At 70.1% G+C, this 18,120-nt stretch carries 16 protein-coding genes; 8 read left to right on the top strand and 8 right to left on the bottom strand.

The genetic code is table 11. The features are described 5' to 3' along the window. Position 1: 1 nt before the first annotated feature. The 3 genes from metG to U1T56_RS02230 are packed head-to-tail and all read left to right on the top strand — an operon-like array spanning position 2 to position 3,104. Positions 2-1,546: a methionine--tRNA ligase gene (metG, locus tag U1T56_RS02240; protein ID WP_418157794.1), complete on the top strand. Its 1,545-nt coding sequence runs from the start codon at positions 2-4 to the stop codon at positions 1,544-1,546. Further along, positions 1,543-2,337 carry a TatD family hydrolase gene (locus tag U1T56_RS02235; RefSeq protein WP_418157793.1) on the top strand — a complete coding sequence of 265 codons (795 nt, stop codon included), beginning with the start codon at positions 1,543-1,545 and terminating at the stop codon, positions 2,335-2,337. The genes metG and U1T56_RS02235 overlap by 4 nt, the downstream gene beginning before the upstream one ends. Next, complete coding sequence (locus tag U1T56_RS02230) at positions 2,334-3,104, top strand: MBL fold metallo-hydrolase (RefSeq protein ID WP_418157792.1); 771 nt, start codon at positions 2,334-2,336, stop codon at positions 3,102-3,104. Before U1T56_RS02235 ends, U1T56_RS02230 begins: the two co-directional genes overlap by 4 nt. Before the next feature lie 7 nt (positions 3,105-3,111). On the opposite strand, the gene U1T56_RS02225 is transcribed toward U1T56_RS02230, so the two are convergent. Next, positions 3,112-4,098 (bottom strand): aldo/keto reductase, encoded by a 987-nt coding sequence (locus tag U1T56_RS02225; protein WP_418157791.1) that lies wholly within the window; start codon positions 4,096-4,098, stop codon positions 3,112-3,114. 276 nt (positions 4,099-4,374) lie between these two features. Between U1T56_RS02225 and U1T56_RS02220 the strand changes: the two genes are divergently transcribed. Both U1T56_RS02220 and U1T56_RS02215 read left to right on the top strand, forming a co-directional pair. Continuing rightward, positions 4,375-5,646: a hypothetical protein gene (locus tag U1T56_RS02220; protein WP_418157790.1), complete on the top strand. Its 1,272-nt coding sequence runs from the start codon at positions 4,375-4,377 to the stop codon at positions 5,644-5,646. A gap of 106 nt (positions 5,647-5,752) precedes the next feature. Next, on the top strand, positions 5,753-6,358 hold the full coding sequence (locus tag U1T56_RS02215) for a GNAT family N-acetyltransferase (protein WP_418157789.1): 606 nt from the start codon (positions 5,753-5,755) through the stop codon (positions 6,356-6,358). 18 nt (positions 6,359-6,376) lie between these two features. Here U1T56_RS02215 and sseA read toward each other — a convergent pair whose 3' ends face one another. Together sseA and U1T56_RS02205 are read right to left on the bottom strand one after the other, a co-directional pair. Next, complete coding sequence (gene sseA, locus U1T56_RS02210; RefSeq protein WP_418157788.1) at positions 6,377-7,213, bottom strand: 3-mercaptopyruvate sulfurtransferase; 837 nt, start codon at positions 7,211-7,213, stop codon at positions 6,377-6,379. A gap of 56 nt (positions 7,214-7,269) precedes the next feature. Beyond that, entirely contained in the window at positions 7,270-8,271 is a 1,002-nt protein-coding gene (locus U1T56_RS02205; protein ID WP_418157787.1) for a cysteine synthase A, read from the bottom strand. A gap of 224 nt (positions 8,272-8,495) precedes the next feature. Here U1T56_RS02205 and U1T56_RS02200 point away from each other — a divergent pair, with 224 nt between their 5' ends. Together U1T56_RS02200 and U1T56_RS02195 are read left to right on the top strand one after the other, a co-directional pair. Continuing rightward, complete coding sequence (locus tag U1T56_RS02200) at positions 8,496-10,022, top strand: bifunctional aminoglycoside phosphotransferase/ATP-binding protein (RefSeq protein ID WP_418157786.1); 1,527 nt, start codon at positions 8,496-8,498, stop codon at positions 10,020-10,022. Between the two features lie 3 nt (positions 10,023-10,025). Next, complete coding sequence (locus tag U1T56_RS02195) at positions 10,026-10,748, top strand: SOS response-associated peptidase (RefSeq protein WP_418157785.1); 723 nt, start codon at positions 10,026-10,028, stop codon at positions 10,746-10,748. Between the two features lie 1,560 nt (positions 10,749-12,308). Here U1T56_RS02195 and U1T56_RS02190 read toward each other — a convergent pair. After that, positions 12,309-12,878, bottom strand: coding sequence for a thermonuclease family protein (locus tag U1T56_RS02190; RefSeq protein ID WP_418157784.1), 570 nt, complete (start codon positions 12,876-12,878; stop codon positions 12,309-12,311). Positions 12,879-13,175: 297 nt separating this feature from the next. On the opposite strand from U1T56_RS02190, the gene U1T56_RS02185 reads away from it, so the two are divergent. Continuing rightward, positions 13,176-13,577 carry a hypothetical protein gene (locus U1T56_RS02185; RefSeq protein WP_418157783.1) on the top strand — a complete coding sequence of 134 codons (402 nt, stop codon included), beginning with the start codon at positions 13,176-13,178 and terminating at the stop codon, positions 13,575-13,577. A 62-nt stretch (positions 13,578-13,639) separates the two neighbouring features. Here U1T56_RS02185 and U1T56_RS02180 read toward each other — a convergent pair whose 3' ends face one another. The 4 genes from U1T56_RS02180 to U1T56_RS02165 all read right to left on the bottom strand — a co-directional run bounded on the left by U1T56_RS02180 (position 13,640) and on the right by U1T56_RS02165 (position 18,051). Further along, the gene (locus U1T56_RS02180) at positions 13,640-14,812 is read right to left on the bottom strand and encodes a vWA domain-containing protein (protein ID WP_418157782.1); all 1,173 of its coding nucleotides are present in this window, start codon (positions 14,810-14,812) and stop codon (positions 13,640-13,642) included. 8 nt (positions 14,813-14,820) lie between these two features. Further along, complete coding sequence (locus U1T56_RS02175) at positions 14,821-15,666, bottom strand: AAA family ATPase (RefSeq protein ID WP_418157781.1); 846 nt, start codon at positions 15,664-15,666, stop codon at positions 14,821-14,823. 101 nt (positions 15,667-15,767) lie between these two features. Then, a complete protein-coding gene (locus U1T56_RS02170) occupies positions 15,768-17,246 on the bottom strand; it encodes a BMP family ABC transporter substrate-binding protein (protein ID WP_418157780.1) in 1,479 nt (492 codons plus the stop codon). Positions 17,247-17,250: 4 nt separating this feature from the next. Next, on the bottom strand, positions 17,251-18,051 hold the full coding sequence (locus tag U1T56_RS02165; RefSeq protein ID WP_418157779.1) for a formylglycine-generating enzyme family protein: 801 nt from the start codon (positions 18,049-18,051) through the stop codon (positions 17,251-17,253). Between the last annotated feature and the right edge of the window lie 69 nt (positions 18,052-18,120).

The raw sequence follows: 18,120 nt of genomic DNA, 5'->3' as shown, positions 1-18,120 counted from the left end.
CATGGCCGCGTCCGACGCGTTCTACGTCACGACGCCCATCTACTACGTCAACGACAGCCCGCATATCGGCCACGCCTACACGACGCTGGCCTGCGACGCGCTCGCCCGCTTCATGCGCCTCGACGGCCGGCGGGTGCGCTTTCTGACCGGCACCGACGAGCACGGGCAGAAGGTGGAGAAGGCGGCCGATGCCGCGGGCCTCGACCCGCAGTCGTTCACGGACAGGGTCTCCGAGCGCTTCCGCGATCTCGCGGCCGCCATGAACTTCAGCCACGACGACTTCATCCGCACGACCGAGCCGCGCCACAAAGCTGGCGTCGCCGCCCTCTGGCAGCGCCTCGTCGCGAGCGGCGACATCTATCTCGGCAAGTACGCCGGCTGGTACTCCGTGCGCGACGAGGCGTTCTACACCGAGAGCGAACTCGTCGACGGCAAGGCCCCGACCGGCGCGCCGGTCGAATGGGTCGAGGAGCCGTCCTACTTCTTCAGGCTCTCGGCCTGGCAGGAGCGCCTGCTCGCCTTCTACGAAACGAACCCGGATTTCGTCATGCCGCAGACGCGCATGAACGAGGTGGTGAGCTTCGTGAAGGGCGGCCTGCAGGACCTCTCCGTCTCGCGCACCACCTTCGCCTGGGGCATCCCGGTGCCGGGCGATCCGGGCCACGTCGTGTATGTCTGGCTCGACGCGCTCGCGAACTACATCACCGCACTCGGCTACCCCGACACCGGGGGCGAGCTCTACCGCACCTTCTGGCCCGCGGACTTCCACGTCGTCGGCAAGGACATCCTGCGCTTCCACGCCGTCTACTGGCCGGCCTTTTTGATGAGCGCCGGGCTCGAGCCGCCGCGCCACGTCTTCGCCCACGGCTGGTGGACGGTCGAGGGGCAGAAGATGTCGAAGTCGCTCGGCAACGTGGTGAGTCCGTTCGACCTCATCGCGAAGTACGGCCTCGACCAGACCCGCTATTTCCTCTTACGCGAGATCGCCTTCGGCAGCGACGGCGACTTCAGCCACGCCGCCATGGTCCGCCGCATCAACCACGACCTCGCCAACGACTACGGCAACCTCGCCCAGCGCGTGCTGTCGATGGTCGCGAAGAACTGCGGCGGCAGGGTGCCGGAGCCCGGACCGCTCACCGATGCGGACGAGGCGCTGCTCGAGGCCGCCCACGGCCTCCTGCCGCGCGTGCGCGGTTTCATGCAGGAGATCGCCGGCCACAAGGCACTGGAGGCGATCTGGGAGGTCTGCGGCGAGGCCAATCGCTACGTCGATGCTCAGGCCCCTTGGAGCTTGCGCAAGACCGATCCTGCCCGCATGGCGACCGTACTCTGGGTCCTGGCCGAGACCGTGCGCCACCTCGCGACCCTGACCCAGCCCTTCATGCCGGGCGCCTCGGCGAAGCTCCTCGACCTTCTGGCCGTTCCCGTGGCCGACCGCGCCTTCACGGCCCTGGGGCCGGAAGGCGCGAAGCTCGTCCCCGGCACCGTGCTGCCTGCGCCTTCGGGCGTGTTTCCCCGCTACGTCGAGCCGGCCGAGGCGGCATGATCGTCGACAGCCACTGCCACCTCGATTATCCGGGCCTCGCCGAGGACGAGGCCGGCGTGATCGCCCGTGCACACGCGGCCGGTGTGGATCTCATGGTCCACATCGCCGCCAAGCGCTCCGGCTGGCCGGTCGGTGTGGCGCTCGCCGAGCGCCGGCCGGAGGTGTTCTGCGCCGTCGGCGTGCATCCGCACGAGGCCGGCCAGGAGGGCCTGGACGACCCCACGCCGCTCCTCGAGCTCGCCTCGCATCCCCGTGTGGTCGCCATCGGCGAGACCGGCCTCGATTATTTCTACGACTTCTCCCCGCGCGACCGGCAGGCGGCGAGCTTCGAGGTCCACATCGCGGCCGCGCAGGCGTCGGGCCTGCCGCTCGTCGTCCACACCCGCGATGCCGACGAGGATACGATGGCGATCCTCGAGGCCGCGATGGCGAAGGCGCCGTTCACCGGCGTCATCCACTGCTACAGCTCGTCGCGGCGCCTCGCCGAGCGCGCCATCGCGATCGGCCTCCATCTCGGCATCGGCGGCATCCTGACCTTCAGGAAGTCCGAGGATCTTCGTGCCATCGTCGAGGACATGCCGCTCGATCGCCTCGTCCTCGAGACCGATGCGCCCTATCTCGCCCCGGTCCCGTTCCGCGGCAAGACCAACGAGCCCGCCTACACCGTCCACGTCGCGAAGGTGCTGGCCGAGGTGAAGGGCGTGCCGCAGGCCGAGATCGAGCGCGTCACCACCGACAACTTCTTCCGCCTGTTCCCGAAGGCGGCGGCAGCGGTTCGGGCCGCCGCATGAGGGTGACGGTCTTAGGCTGCGGCACCTCCGCGGGCGTGCCGCAGATCGGCTGCACGTGCCCCGTCTGCCGCTCGCCCGATCCGCGCAACAAGCGCCGGCGCTGCTCGATCCTGATCGAGGCGGAAGGCCAGCGCATCCTGGTCGACACCGGCCCGGATCTGCGCCAGCAATGCCTCGACGCCGGGATCGGCCAGATCGAAGCGCTGCTCTACACCCACGCCCACGCCGACCACGTCCATGGCATCGACGATCTGCGCGCCATCAACAACAACATGATGGCGCCCATCGAGGCCTATGCCGATGCCGGTGTCTTCGCCCGCATCCGCGAGCGCTTTCCCTACGTGTTCGAGGGCGGACGGGGCACCCATGGCTGGTGGCGCCCCGAGATCCGCCCGCACGCCTTCGAGGGGCCGTTCCGGGTCGGCGAGGTCGAGATCGTGCCGTTCCCGCAGAAGCACGGCCGCGGCGTGAGCTGGGGCTTTCGCATCGGCCGCTTCGCCTACTCGACCGACACGGACGGCCTCGACGAGCGCGCGTTCGCCGCGCTGCGCGGCGTCGAGACCTGGATCGTCGACGCGCTGCGCGACCGTCCGCACCCCAGCCATGCGCATCTCGAGATGGCGCTGGGCTGGATCGACCGGCTGGCCCCGGAGCGGGCCTTCCTCACCCACATGAACCATGAGGTCGACTACACCGACTGGGCGAACCGTCTGCCCGAAGGTGTGCTGCCGGCCCACGACGGTCTCGTGATCGAGATCCCGGACTGAACCTGCCTCAGCGGTTCACTGCCTTCATCGCCGGCTCGGGATAGCGCATGCCGGCGGCCGCCCCCTGCGGGATCGCGGCGTCGATCTCGGCGAGCTCGGAAGCGCTCAGGCTCACCGTGACAGCGCCCACGTTCTCCTCGAGATAGCGCCGCCGCTTGGTGCCGGGGATCGGCACGATGTCTTCGCCTTGCGCCAGCACCCAGGCGAGCGCCAACTGCGCCGGCGTGCAGCCCTTCAGCCGTGCCATGGCCTCGATTTTGGCGACGAGATCGAGATTGTGCTGGAAGTTCTCGGGCTGGAAGCGCGGCATCAGCCGCCGCCAGTCGTCGGTCTCGAGATCCTCCGCCGACTTGATCTGCCCGGTGAGGAAGCCGCGCCCGAGCGGGCTGTAGGCGACGAAGCCGATGCCGAGCTCGCGCACGGTGGGCAGCACGCTCGCCTCGGGATCGCGGCTCCAGAGCGAGTACTCGGTCTGCAGTGCCGTGATCGGATGGACGGCATGGGCGCGCCGGATCGTCTCCGGTGCGGCCTCCGAGAGCCCGAGATGGCGGATCTTGCCCTGCCGCACGAGCTCGGCCATCGCCCCCACCGTGTCCTCGATCGGGGTTTCGGGATCGACCCGGTGCTGGTAGTAGAGGTCGATCACCTCGACACCCAGCCGGCGCAGGCTCGCCTCGCACGCCGAGCGCACGTACTCCGGCCGGCCGTTGATGCCGAGCGGCCGCCCGTCGGCGTCGCGCACGTTGCCGAACTTGGTCGCGATCACGATCTTGTCGCGCCGGCCCCTGACCGCGCGCCCGACCAGCTCCTCGTTCCGCCCGACACCGTACATGTCGGCGGTGTCGAGAAAGGTGACGCCGAGCTCGATGGCGCGGTGGATGGTGGCGATCGCCTCGGCCTCGTCGCGCCCGCCGTAGAAATCGGACATTCCCATGCAGCCGAGCCCCAGCGCCGAGACCTCGAGGCCCTGCTGGCCCAGCCGACGCGTCTGCATGTCCGTCCCTCCACGGCTTCCGTACCGCCCGAACACGCGCCGCAGTAGCCGGTTCCCGGCCGGCCGTCGTCCGGGGAGACACCGTGCGCCTCCGACGCGGGGCGGTCAACCTGCGCCCGCAGCATTCCGATACGAGCCCGAGGCCGGCCGTTCCATACCGCGATGTGCGGCGCCGCCGATCGCGCCGGACGCGACCCGAATCCCGGCTAAGATTTCCTTAAGCGTTGCCGCTGCTGCGGCCCGCCGACCTGCGTGCTCGATGCTCGGGAGATGGCCATGAAGGGCCGGGACGAGGGCGGCCTCGAGACGATCGTCCATCTGGCGCTCGCGGCGGCGGCGATCAGCGCCGCGGTGGCGTCCTTCTTCGGTCTGCGCGGTGCCATGGACGGCGCCGGTGCCGCCGAGCGTGCGATCATACCGCTCGTCGTCTCGGTCGCCGTCGCGGTCGGGGCATGGGTGCTCTGGCATCAGCTCCTGCGTCTCGCCCGGCAGCCGATGGTGCCGCACCTGCGCGTCCTGCTGCTGAGCCTGGGCCTGTCGCTGGCGCTCGTCGTCGCCGCCATGTCGGCCTGGTGGATCGCCGCCGCGATCGGCGGGTCGGCGGCCCTGGCGTACCACGAAGAGAGACATCTCGAGGCCGTGCAGAAGGCTCTGGACGAAGCCTACGAGCAGCGGATGCGCGAACAGAAGTTGCAGCCGGTCCTGAGCAAGTCGGCCGCGGCCCTGCGCATGGCGGCGGAGGACGAGCGCGACGGGCTGGGCGCCTCGGGCAAGGCGGGCGACGGCGTCGTGGCGCGCAGCATCGTGGCCGCGGCAGCCGACTTCGACGAGCTGGCGGCCGGCATCAGGGCCGCGCTCGATCGGGCCAGCACCCAGCATCGCGATGCCATGGAGCGGCTGGATGCCGCACGCCGCCGGATCGCCGATCTCGGGCCGCAGGCGGCGCAGGGCGAGATCGCCGCCGCCACCGGACAGGTCGCCAGGATCGTGGCGGACCTGCAGAGCGGGTACATGGCGTCGATCGTCAAGCAGTCCGGCGTGGTGATCGGCAGTGGCGGCCCGGCAGCCTCGTCGTCACAGCGCCGGGCACTCCGGGAGCTGGATCTTCGCCTGGAGAAGCACACGGCCGAAGCGCACGCGGCCGCCGACCGCCTGCTGGAAGCCCAGCGGCCCGTCCGCGTGCCGGCTTACGAGCCGACCAACGCCCAGCTCGCGGTCTGGAACCACGCGAACGTCGTGCCCGGCCCATGGATCGTCGGTATCGCCGTCGACTTCATGCCCTTCGTCATGCTGCTGGTGCTCTGCCTGCAGATGGCTGCTGTGGAGCAGCCACAGGACAGGCGCACGTCCGAGGAGGACGCCGACGAGATCGGGTACGTGGTGCGCCCCGGAGCGATCGAGCCGCACCGCCACGGCAGGATCGCCCACGCCGATGACGCCGGGCAGCCGGCGAGCGCGCGTCACGTCGCGAACGACAAGCCGACCCGGATCGGCGGACCGAATGGCTCGCGCTTGCCCGACGGGCAGGAGCATCTCGCGATGCCGTAGCGTTCGCCCCCGCGAGCGGCCCCGCAGGTGCTCAGAATCGCTGGACGCCGGGCGACGGGGTTGGTAGCCGCAGGCTTCGTCCCCGGTGCGCTCCAGGAGGCCGCGCGTGCAGCTCGAAGAGAACGGCTATTACGACCTGCCGCCCGGCAAGATCGCCGCGGTCGTCACTTATCTCGAGATGACCGAGCGCCCGTCTGCGCGGCCGGCGCCGGAGATTCCGCGTCTGAGCCTGCGGCGGGTAGAGGCGCCGGATCTCGCCTGGTATCGCGATCTCTTCCGTCGGATCGGCACGGACTGGCTCTGGTTCGGTCGCCTCGTCATGCCGGAAGCGGAGCTGCTGGCGACGATCCGCCATCCTCTGGTCGAGGTCTACGCCTTGAGTAGGGACGGCCGGGACGAAGGCCTGCTCGAACTCGACCGCCGCCGGGCGCCCGATGTCGAGCTCGCCTATTTCGGCCTGACACCGGCGCTGGTCGGGACCGGTGCGGGGCGCTGGCTGATGAACCGGGCGATCGAGCTCGCCTGGTGCGCGGATACCCGCCGCCTCTTCGTCCACACCTGCAGCCTCGATCATCCGGCGGCGCTGGCGTTCTACATCCGCTCGGGCTTCAGGCCCTACAAGCGCGCGATCGAGGTCGCGGACGACCCGCGCCTTCTGGGTCTTCTGCCCGAGAGCGCCGCACCCTGGCTGCCCCTGATCGGCGGGCGCTGACGGGCCGAGAGCGTTCCTTCAGGTCGCGACCGGCGTGTCCGGCTGAGCACCCCACTCGGCCCAGGAGCCGTCGTAGAGGGCCACGTTGTGGATGCCGAGCTCGAACAGGGCGAGGTTGAGCAGTGCCGCCGAGACACCCGAGCCGCAGGTCGTGACCACCGGCCGGTCGAGGTCGACTCCGGCGGCGGCGAAGAGCCGCCGCAGCTCGTCCTTGGGCTTCAGCGTGCCGTCGCCCCCGATCAGCGCCGCGTAGTGGAGGTTCTTCGCCCCCGGAATGTGGCCCGAGCGCAGGCCCGCCCGCGGCTCCGGCTCGACCCCGTGGAACCGGCCGGGCGAGCGCGCGTCCACCACCTGCTCGCGCCGGCTCGTCAGGTTGGCGCGCATCTGGTCGAGCTCGCGGTAGATCAGGTTGTTCTGCCGCGCCGTGAAGTGCCGCTCGCGATGGCGCTCGGCCCCGTCCCGCACCGGCCGGCCTTCCGCCCGCCATTTGGCGAGGCCGCCGTCGAGCACCATCGTGTCGGCATGGCCCATGAGGCGGAACATCCACCAGACCCGCGCCGAGGCGAAGAAGCGGTTGTTGTCGTAGACCACGATCCTGGTCCCGTCGCCCAGGCCCAGCTTGCGCACCCGCGCGCTGAACTTGGCCGGTGAGGGCGCCATGTGCGGGTGCAGGCCCTTGGGCTCGCACACCTCGTCGAGGTCGAAGAACACGGCATCCGGAATGTGGCACGCCTCGTACTCGGCGCGCGCGTCGCGGTCCACCGTGGGCAGGAACCACGTCGCGTCGACGATGTGCACATCCGGACTTCCCAGATGCGCTTCGAGCCAATCGGTCGTGACGAGGGCGTCGGGCATGTTCTCGGCTGCTCGTGAGAGTGGAGGAGAAGGCGATCGGCGGCGTGAGCCCCGGCTCAGGTCAGCCAGGACGGGACCGGCAGGCCCTTCTCGCGCAGGAACTCGACATTGAACAGCTTGCTCTGGTAGCGGGTGCCGTAATCGGCCAGGACGGTCACGACCGTATGGCCGGGACCCAGCATTCTCGCCACCCGCACCGCACCCGCGATGTTGATCGCCGAGGAGCCACCCAGGACCAGGCCCTCCTCGATCACGAGATCGAAGATGTAGGGCAGGGCCTCCTCGTCCGGAATCTGCACCGCGTCGTCGATCGGCGCTCCTTCGAGGTTCGCCGTGATCCGGCCCTGGCCGATGCCCTCGGTGATCGAGGAGCCCTCGGCCTTGAGCTCGCCATGCTTGTAGTAGTGGTAGAGTGCCGCCCCCATCGGATCGGCGAGCACGATCTTGACGTTCGGGTTGCGCTCCTTCAGCGCCATACCGACGCCGGCGAGCGTGCCCCCTGTGCCCACCGCGCAGGTGAAGGCATCGACCCTGCCGCCCGTCTGCTCCCAGATCTCGGGGCCGGTGGTGCGGTAGTGGCCCATGCGGTTCGCGACATTGTCGAACTGGTTGGCCCAGATGGCGCCGTTGGGCTCGGTTTTCGCCAGCTCCTCGGCGATCCGGCCCGAGAGCTTCACGTAGTTGTTGGGATCCTTGTAGGGCACGGCCGGGACCAGACGAAGGTCGGCGCCGATCAGGCGCAGCATGTCCTTCTTCTCCTGGCTCTGCGTCTCCGGCATCACGATCACCGTGCGATAGCCGCGCGCGTTGCCGACCAGGGCGAGGCCGATTCCGGTGTTGCCCGCCGTGCCCTCGACGATGACCCCGCCCGGACGCAACAGGCCCTTCTGCTCGGCATCCTCGATGATGGCGAGCGCCGCCCGGTCCTTCACGCTGCCGCCCGGGTTCAGGAACTCGCATTTGCCCAGGATCTCGCAGCCCGTCATCTCGGACACGCGCTTCAGGCGCACGAGCGGCGTGTTGCCGATGAGATCGACGAAGCCCCCACGGATATCCATGCCTGTCCGCTGCGTTGGTGTGGTGTTCGGTGACTGATCCCGTTCCAGGGTGTAGTCCGCGGCATGGCGGACGGCAAGCGCCGGCGGCTTCGGCCCCGGTGCAGCCGGATCGACGGAGGCGTGGCGCCGCGTGCATCCCTTCGCCCGACCGTCCCGGCTTCATCGCCTGCGCCGCCTGCGCTAGACCGGCCGGCAGCGGCCAGATCGCGGACCACGGAGGAGCGATGACGGACGACGGGCAGGCCGAGGTCCTGGCCTTTCTTGCCGGCGGCGCTTTGGGCGGGCGCGTCGAGCGCATCGACACGCACGGTGCGGTCATCCTCCTCGCCGGGGAGCGCGCCTGGAAGATGAAGCGCGCGGTGCGCTTCAGCTTCATGGACTTCTCCACGCTCGCGCGGCGCAAGGCGACACTCGAGGCCGAGCTCGCCCTGAACCGGCGCACGGCGCCCGAGCTCTACCGCCGCGTCGTCGCGGTCACGCGCGAGGCCGACGGCCGCCTGGCGCTCGGCGGGTCGGGCGAGCCGGTCGAATGGCTGCTCGAGATGGCCCGTTTCCCGCAGGACGCCCAGCTCGACCGGGTCGCGGCACGAGGCGAGCTGGGCCCGGACCTGATCGAGGCGCTGGCGGTCGAGATCTGCCGTTTCCACGCCGAGGCCGAGGTCCGCCGCGACAAGGGCGGCTACGCGGCGATGCGGGCGGTCGTCGAGGGCAATGCCGGCGATCTCGCGAGCCTCGCACCCGCCGTCTTCGACGCGGCCGCGGTCGCAGCGCTGAACGCGGCCACGCAGCGAGAGCTCGAGGCACGAGCCCACCTTCTCGACCAGCGCCGTGCCGACGGCCGGGTGCGGCACTGCCACGGCGATCTGCACCTCGCCAACATCGTGCTCCTCGAGCGCGGGCCGGTTCTGTTCGACTGCCTCGAGTTCGACGAGGAGCTCGCCTGCATCGACGTGCTCTACGACCTCGCCTTCCTGGTCATGGACCTGATCCGGCGCGGCCTGCCCGCGCACGCGCGCACGCTGCTCCAGGCCTACCATGATCGCGCCGAGGACGACGCGGGCCTCGCTCTTCTGCCGCTGTTCCTTTCGGTGCGCGCGGCGATCCGGGCGAAGGTGGCGGGCTTCAACGCCGGCGTGCTGGGCGGCGAGGCGAGGACGGCCAAGGTCCAGGAGGCCGGTACTTATCTCGCTCTCGCCCGGAAGGCCCTCGAGCCCGTGCCGCCGCGCCTGCTCGTCGTGGCCGGCCGCTCCGGTACCGGCAAGTCGAGCGTGGCAAAGGCGCTCGCCCCTGCGTTCGGCGCCATGCCGGGGGCGATGATCCTGCGCAGCGACGTCATCCGCAAGCGTCTGCTCGGCAAGGAGCCCACCGAACGCCTGCCGCCCGAGGCCTACACGCCCGAGCACTCGGCCCGCGTCTTCGCCAGGATCGCGGATCGTGCCCGCGTCCTGCTCGCCGCCGGCCGCACCGTCATCGCCGATGCCGTCTACGGCGAGGCCGCGCAGCGCGAGGCGATCGAAGCCGTGGCGAAGGCCGCGGGCGTGCCGTTCCGCCCGGTTTGGCTCGAGGCGGCCGAGCCCGTGCTGGAAGCGCGCGTCGGTGCCAGGCGCGGCGACGCCTCGGACGCCGACCTCGCGGTGGTCCGGGCACAGGCCCGGACCATGGACCCGAGCGCCGTCCTCTGGCCACGGGTCGCCGCCGGCCGTCCCCTCGACGAGGTGGCGGCCGATGTCCGACGGATTTGGGAGAGCTGATCCATGTGCGGTCGCTTCGCGCTCTCGATCGTCCCGGCCGAGTTCGAGCGGGTCTTCGGCTGCGCCCCGCCGGAGGGGATCGTGGACCGATGGAACATCGCCCCGGACAGCGCCATCGTCGTCGTCCGCGCGGGCGAAGGCGGGGTGCCGGAGGCCGCCTTCGTCCGCTGGGGCCTGCTCGGGCCCTGGGCCAAGGAGGCGAACGATCCGGGGCGTCAGATCAACGCCAGGGTCGAGACCGCCGCCTCGAAGCCCATGCTCCGCGACGCGTTCCGCCGCGGCCGCTGCCTGATCCCGGCCTCGGGCTTCTACGAGTGGCAGAAGAAAGGCAGCGGCCCGGCGCAGCCGTTCTTCATCGGGCTCGAAAGTGGCGAGCCGTTCGCGTTCGCGGGCTTGTGGCGCGCCAACCGTCTCGCCGACGGCTCGGTGCTCGAGACCTGCACCATCCTCACCACCGCGGCCTCGCTGCTCCTGAAGCCGATCCACCACCGCATGCCGGTGATCCTTCCGACGGCGAGCCACGCTCTCTGGCTCGACCCGACGGTAAAGGACACGGGTCTCCTCGAGGCGCTCCTCATCCCTCGGCCCGACTCGGAGCTCGCCGTGCGCGCCGTGGGCCGCGCGGTCAACAACCCGAGAAACGAGGGTCCCTCGCTGGCCGAGCCGCTCGGGCAGAGGGAAGAGCGTGCGCCGGAGCCGGGACCGGCGCAGGGGAGCCTCTGGTAGCGCCCAGGTGGCGCCATGCTTGGCCAGAAAGACGCGGACCTGCCCGGCGAGGCTCAGCATGTGGGCGCGGATCGTGCCGTCGAGCGGGCCCGGCAGAAGGCCGTGCTCGATGCCCTCCCAGGCGAGCGACAGCGCCTCCTGCAGCGTGAGCAGGAAGGTCGCGGTCCAGTCGGCGGCGGAGAGATGCGCCGCCCGCAGCAGTCCCTCGCCGAGGCCGACCGCGCGCATACCGAGCCGGACCGCGCACGTGGCCGCTTCGTCCGCGGCGAAGGGCAGGGTGTGCCCGACCATGCCGTGCAAGATGCCGAGAAACGCCGTGACGGCTCGACCGTGCGCCTCGCGCGTGTGCCCCGCGCCGCCGGCCGGCCGTCCCAGCACGATGCCGAGCTCGTGCGTCGAGCGCTCCAGCCGCATCGCCGTCCACGCCGCCTGCAGCAGAGCCGCATCGTCCGGATTGGCGCGTGTCATGGCCGCGAGCCAGATCTCTGCCGGCACCGCCCGCCGGCGGCTCTCGTGCCGGTAGCGTTCGGCGCCGGCGTAGGCGCCGGCCAGAATGCGATCGAGATGCGGCGGCAGGCCGGTGCGATCGCCGGCAGCATGCCGCAGCCCGAGCGCGCGCTCCCGGATCGCTTCCAGCTCCGCTGGCGCGAGCGCCAGGGCCGCGGCGAGCTCCCGGCAGCGCCGGGCGAGTGCGAGAGGCTCGATCGTCTCCACCCCGATGCCTCGCGCCCGCAAGGACCGGCCCAGGGTGATGAACGGTCCGGCGGCATAGGCCGTGAAGTGCGCCGCATCGCCCTGGGTCAGGAGATGATGAGCCCGTCCGTCGGCGCGCGTCCGGGCCTCCCGCTCGCCCGCGTCGCCGTGGCGCAGGATCGCGAGCACGTGCGCGAAGCCGTCGGCCAGGATCTCGCGCCGGTGCTTGATGGCGGGGTCGAACTGCTCGAACCAGGCCTTGCGATCCGTGATCGCGCGGTCGGCGAGATGGGCGAGCTCGTGATCGTCGACCCATTCCGCGGCGACACGGCACGGCGGCAGCATCGGCCCGTCCGCATCCGCCGGCTCGGCGGAGCCGGCATCGAGGGGAAGGATGATCTCGGCTGCCGGATGGAGGCGATCCTCGCCGCGCGGCGAGGCGGCAAAGCGGGGAGCCAGCGCCGCGGCGAGCGCTTCCGGAAAGAACAGACGTGGATCGCTGCGCCGCCGGAACCACGCACGGAAGGTCGCACGCGGGTCGTGGACGGTGACGGCGAGATCGGGCGCTCCGGCCGCGATGCGGTCGGCCAGCGTGCGTGCCGAAGCGAGCACGGCATCGATCGCGAAGCCTTCGAGCGTCGTCCCGTGCGGGCCGATGTCGGGTCGCGTGATCGTGGCGAGGCGATCGAGGTCCGCTGCTCGAGGTGGAGAAAGGATGCCCGGACGCTTCGTGGGGCGTGCCGCGGCTTCGGTCCGGGCACGCTCGTCGAGCGCCCCGCCGGCAAGGAGGTCGCCCATGCATTTGTCCCCGCAGTTGCATGGGCTTTAGGACGGGCGAGGCTCGGAATCAAAGGCCCTGCCGCCGCATCAGGTGCTGGCGAAGCTCCCCGCGGAGACCTCCTTCTCGCGCCCGCGCCGATGCTCCCAGGGCGGCACGAACGAGCCGGCCCACACGCCGCGCCGCTCCGCGCGCGCCGCCTTCTCCTGGCCGAGATAGTCCTTGCCGTACCGGCGGTAGGCGAGTGCCCAGCCGTGCTCGACCATCCAGGCATTGATCTCGGTCTCGCCCACCCGGCAGACGGCCACCGCCCGGTCCCAGCGATCCCTTTGCCGCGAGCGGCATTCCACGGGCCGCGTCCCGATCAGGTCGGCGAGGGCGAAGGCCGCCTGCCGGCCGCACGGCCAGGGCTTGCCGTCCAGCTTGCAGGTCTGTCGCGCCTCCGGCGCATCGATCGCCTGCAGCCGGATGCGGTGGCCGTGGATCTCCAGCGTGTCGCCGTCGATCACCGAAGCGCGACCGGCGATCACCTGCTCCTGCCGCGCTTCCTGCCGGCGCGAGGTGCTGGCGGATTTGTCGGACGGTGGCGAGCAGCCGGAAACCAGCCCGAGCGGGAGGAGCCAAAACACGACCAGGGCGTTTCTGACGATCTTGTTCATGCAGAACAAATAATCGCGGCTGCGCCGATCGAGAAGTCTACTCCGTAGTAATTGGATATGTAGCTGGCGTTAACCAAAAGTTGAATAATATTATTCTATATCAATTCTAGATATGGCCTCCTCTTCCTTGCATCCTGTCGGGCGGCACACGGGAAAGCATGCCGGCCAGGAGGGGAACTGCGCGGCGGGGGAGCCGTTGTTCCGCGGACGGAGTAGGATGAGCGTCGGTTGTCCGTCGGCGGCCGGCGCGACACTCCGGGTGCTCCGACCCGGGATCAAGCCATCAGGATGACAGTGATGAGCAAGCTTCTCTGGACAGCGGCCGTCGTCTCGCTCGGCATCTGGTCGGCGGCTCCCGCCCCGGCCGCGCAGAAGTGCCCGACCGGCATGCAGCTCGATGCGCACGGCGCCTGCGTGAGCATGCCGAGCGGCGGCACGGCGAGAGGAACCACCGGTGGTGGCGGATCCGGCACGGGTGGTGGTACCGGCGAGGACACCTACGGCGGAGCCACCAGCGGAAGCGCCGGCATGGGTGGCACCACCGGCGCCGGCCCGACGGTGATGACCCCGGTGCCCGGAAGCCCCAGCAACAACATGCCCGCCAAGGGCATCACGGGCGGCGGCGGCAGCGGCACCGGCGGCGGCACCGGCGAGGATACGACCGGGCCGACCCGCAGCAGCAACTACCCGCAGCAGTGACCGAGCCGAGCGCGGCCGCGCCATGATGCGGTCGGCCGCGCTCTATCTCGTAGTCGCGTCGGTCAGCGCAGCTCCCTGATGGCCGCATCGAGCCCGTTCAGGGTCAAAGGATACATCCGTCCCTCGAGCAGGTGGCGGATGATCCGGATCGACTCGTGCGCCTCCCACCAGTCCTCGGGCTGCGGGTTGAGCCAGACGCACTTGCGCCAGGTCTCGCGCACGCGCGTGAGCCACTTCGCGCCGGGCTCCTCGTTCCAGTGCTCGTTGGCCCCGCCGGCATAGGTGATCTCGTAGGGGCTCATGGTGGCATCGCCCACGAACACGACCTTGTAGTCCGCGCCGAAGGTGCGCAGGAGCTCCACGGTCGGGATGCGCTGGTCGAAGCGGCGGCGGTTGTCGCGCCAGACCCACTCGTAAAGGCAGTTGTGGAAGTAGAAATATTCGAGGTGCTTGAACTCGCTGCGCGCCGCCGAGAACAGCTCCTCGACGATACGAACATGGTCGTCCATCGAGCCGCCGACGTCGAAGAACATCAAGACTTTGATCGCGTTGCGCCGCTCGGGACGCAGGTGCAGGTCGAGGAGGCCGGCGTTCCGCGCCGTGCCGGCGACGGTTCCTTCGAGATCGAGCTCCTCGGGCGCGCCGGTGCGGGCGAAGCGGCGCAGCTTGCGTAGCGCCACCTTCAGATTGCGCGTGCCGACCTCGACATCGTCGGCGAGATTGCGGAACTGCCGCTCGTCCCAGACCTTGACCGCGCGGCGGTGGCGGCTCCGGTCCTGGCCGATGCGCACCCCTTCCGGGTTGTAACCGTAGGCGCCGAACGGCGAGGTGCCGGCGGTGCCGATCATCCTGCTGCCGCCCTGATGGCGCTGCTCCTGCTCGGCCAGACGCTGGGCCAAGGTCCGCATCAGCTCCTCGAACCCGCCGAGGCTCTCGATCCGCGCCTTCTCCTCCTCGCTCAAGAGGCGCTCGGCCTCCTTCCTGAGCCATTCGTAAGGGATCTCGCCCAAGATCTCGGCCAGGCTCTGCACGCCTTCGAAGAAGTCCCTGAAGGCCAGATCGAAGCGGTCGTAGTGTGTCTCGTCCTTGACGAGGCAGAGCCGGGCGAGCGCGTAGAAGTCCTCGATCGAGCCCTGGATCACCCGCGCTTCGAGCGCGCTCAGGAGATCCAGGAGCTCGCGCAAGGTCACCGGCAGGCCGTAGGCGCGCAGCTTCAGGAAGAAGTCGACCAGCATCGTCGGCCTCAGCGCCCCTGGCGCTGGGCGATGAAGGCGAGGCGCTCGAAGAGCTGCGTGTCCTGCTCGTTCTTGAGCAGCGCCCCGAACAGAGGCGGGATCGCCTTCTTCACCCGCTTCTCGCGCAAGACCTCGGGCCCGATCTCCTCGGCCATGAGGAGCTTGAGCCAGTCGAGGAGCTCGGAGGTCGAAGGCTTCTTCTTGAGGCCCGGCAGCTCGCGCAGCTCGAAGAAGGCTTCGAGCGCCTCGCGGACGAGATCGCCGCGCAGGCCCGGATAGTGCACCTCGACGATCCGCCGCATCGTCTCCCGGTCGGGAAAGCGGATGTAGTGGAAGAAGCAGCGGCGCAAGAAGGCGTCCGGCAGCTCCTTCTCGTTGTTCGAGGTGATGACGACGACCGGCCGGTGGCGCGCCCGCACGGTCTCGCCGGTCTCGTAGACGAAGAACTCCATCCGATCGAGCTCGAGCAGGAGATCGTTCGGGAACTCGATGTCGGCCTTGTCGATCTCGTCGATCAGGACGACCGCGCGCCGCTCGCTCGCGAACGCCTGCCAGAGCACGCCCTTCCTGATGTAATGGCGGATGTCCTGGACCCTGGGATCGCCGAGCTGGCTGTCGCGCAGCCGCGCCACCGCGTCGTACTCGTAGAGGCCCTGCTGTGCCTTGGTCGTCGACTTGATGTGCCAGCGGAAGATCGGCAGATCGAGGGATGCGGCGACCTCCTCGGCGAGCATGGTCTTGCCGGTGCCAGGCTCGCCCTTGACGAGCAGCGGCTTCTCCAGCGCCACGGCGGCCCGCACCGCGAGCTGGAGCTCCTCGGTGGCGATATAGCGGCTGCTACCCTCGAACCTCATGCCCGACACGGCTCCTGCTGACCTGCAGCAGCAGGAGTTAACGGCTCCGCTCCGTCATCACAAGCAGGAGCGGCCGACCGCAGCGGGACGGGCCTACATCGTCAGTTCGAAGGCAGCGAGGGCTGCTGCGGCTTCGGCAGATCGCCCTTCACGCCGAGGACGAACCAGTCCAGGCTCAGAAGATCCGCATCCGACAGCACCTTGCCCGATGGCACGCGGACGACGCCGTCGGCATCGCGGATGGTACCCTCGAAGATCCGGAGCCTGCCCTCCCTCAGCGCCCGCTCGGCGGTGGCCACCCGCTGCTTCAGGGAATCGGGCAGGCTCGGGTCGAGGCCGGCGAGCTTCACGACGCCTTCGCGGAGGCCCCACCACAGCTTGTAGGGCTCCCAGGTGCCATCGTGCACGTCCTGGGCCACCTTCCGATAGAGTGGCGTCCAGTCCCACACAGCGGAAGCGAGCGTGGCGCGCGGCGCGAACACGCTCATGTCGCTATGGTAGCCGATCGCATATTTGCCGCGCTGCTCGGCCGCCTGGACCACCGCCGGCGAATCCTGGTGCATCGTCAGCACGTCGGCGCCGAAGTCGAGCAGCCGCTCGGCGGCCTCGCGCTCGACGCCGGGACCGTACCAGGTGCTGGTCCACAAGACCCGCACCTCGGCGTCGGGATTGACGCTGCGGGCACCCAGCGCGAAGGCGTCGATGCCGCGGATCACCTCCGGGATCGGGAACGCCGCGACATAGCCGATGATGTTGGATTCGGTCATGCCGCCGGCGAGAATACCGGCGAGGTAGCGCGCCTCGTATTCCCGTCCGAAATAGGTGCCGGCGTTCGTCGCCGTCTTGAAGCCCGAGGCGTGCATGAACACGACGTCGGGATGTCGTGCGGCGGCGGCGATGGTCGGGTCCATGTAGCCGAAGCTCGTCGTGAAAACGAGGTTGGCGCCGTCGGCCACGAGCTTGTCGATGGCAGCACCGACCAGAGCAGGGTCCTCGGGCACGCTGTCGACGTAGCTCGTCTTCTCGACGAACGGGAGCGCCTCCAGCGCCTTCCGGCCCTGGTCGTGGGAGTAGGTCCAGCCCGCGTCCCCGACCGGGCCGACATAGACGAACCCGGCGCGGATCTTCTCCTTGGCCGCGATCCGGGTCGGAGCGGCGCCGGCCCTGCCGAGGCCGGCCACGAGCAGCATGGCCTGCTCGACCCGTTCCAGGGAGGGTCTGATCGGCTGCAGGAACGGGGCCGAGACCCAGCCGCGCTGACCGTTCGGCCGCTCGATCTGGATCCAGGCCCGACCTTCGACCGTGTTGAACGTGTCGCCGACCCGGCGGACGACGTCGCCCTGCTCCAGCACCGCCACCGGCGGCTTCGCGGTCGAGGGCTCGGGGCGGACGTTGAGCGCGCGCGACGTCACCTCGAGCACGCTGTCGAGCGCCGCCTTGTCGACCCGGCCGGCCTTCTCGGTCTCGATCCAGCCAGCGCTCTGCGCCTGTACGGGCAGGGTCAGCGCCGCTGCCCCGAGCACGGCCAGAACCGCCGCGGCCCGACGCCGCCACGGGTGCACGCATCTCTGCGTTGTCATCGCCCTATCGCTCCATGACGAGACGGAACCCGGTCTGCGGCACCGCGAAGTCGGCGGCGTAGAAGTCACGCGCGGACGTGCGCACGATGCGCGGCGGATCGTCGAAGCTGCCGCCCCGGCGCACGCGCAGGCGGCCGTCGCCCTCGACCTTCGGGTTGCGCCGGCGATCGCCGTAGCGGTCGGCACCCGGCAGGTAGGCGTCCTCGACCCATTCGGAGACGTTGCCCAGCATGTCGTGGAGCCCGAACGGGTTCGGCGCGAGCGATCCGACCGGAGCCGTGACGACGTGGCCGTCGGTGGGCAGGCCCGGCCGCTCCTTGAGATTGGCATAGCGGGCGGCATCGTCCTCGTCGGCCCCCCAGAAGCGCGCGGTCCTGGTACCGCCGCGCGCGGCATATTCCCATTCGGCCTCGGTCGGCAGACGGAAACGATGACCGGTTCTGTCGCCGAGCCATGCTGCATAGGCCACGGCGTCGCGCCAGCTCACGTTGGCGACGGGCTGATCGTCGCCGTCGAGGCTTCGACCCGCGAAGCTGCCGCTGCGGTGCTCGGGCCGGAACTGCCGGAACTGGGCGTTGGTGACCTCGGTGCGCGCGAGCAGGAAGTCGTCGACGCAGACCTGCTCGATGACGCCGACATCGAGGTCGCCCATATCGAAGCAGCCGCCCTGGATCGGCTGGAACACGAGACCGCTCGTCGGCTCCTCGACCGGACCCCTGCCCTGCGCCATCGGCGAGCCGGCTCCGCCGGCGATCAGGCAGGCGGCGAGGAGCCCCGACACCCAGTATCGGCTGTGCCCGGCCATGGCTTCGTTCCGACCTTCAGCTACGCTCATCGGCGCAAGCGTCATCCAGCTAGAAGCGAACGACAGGCA

Source organism: Benzoatithermus flavus (genome assembly GCF_037908215.1).
In the GTDB taxonomy this organism is placed as follows: Bacteria; Pseudomonadota; Alphaproteobacteria; order Geminicoccales; family Geminicoccaceae; genus Benzoatithermus; species Benzoatithermus flavus.
The sequence above is the reverse complement of the archived record's forward strand: the minus strand, read 5'-3'. Positions and strand labels throughout refer to the sequence as shown.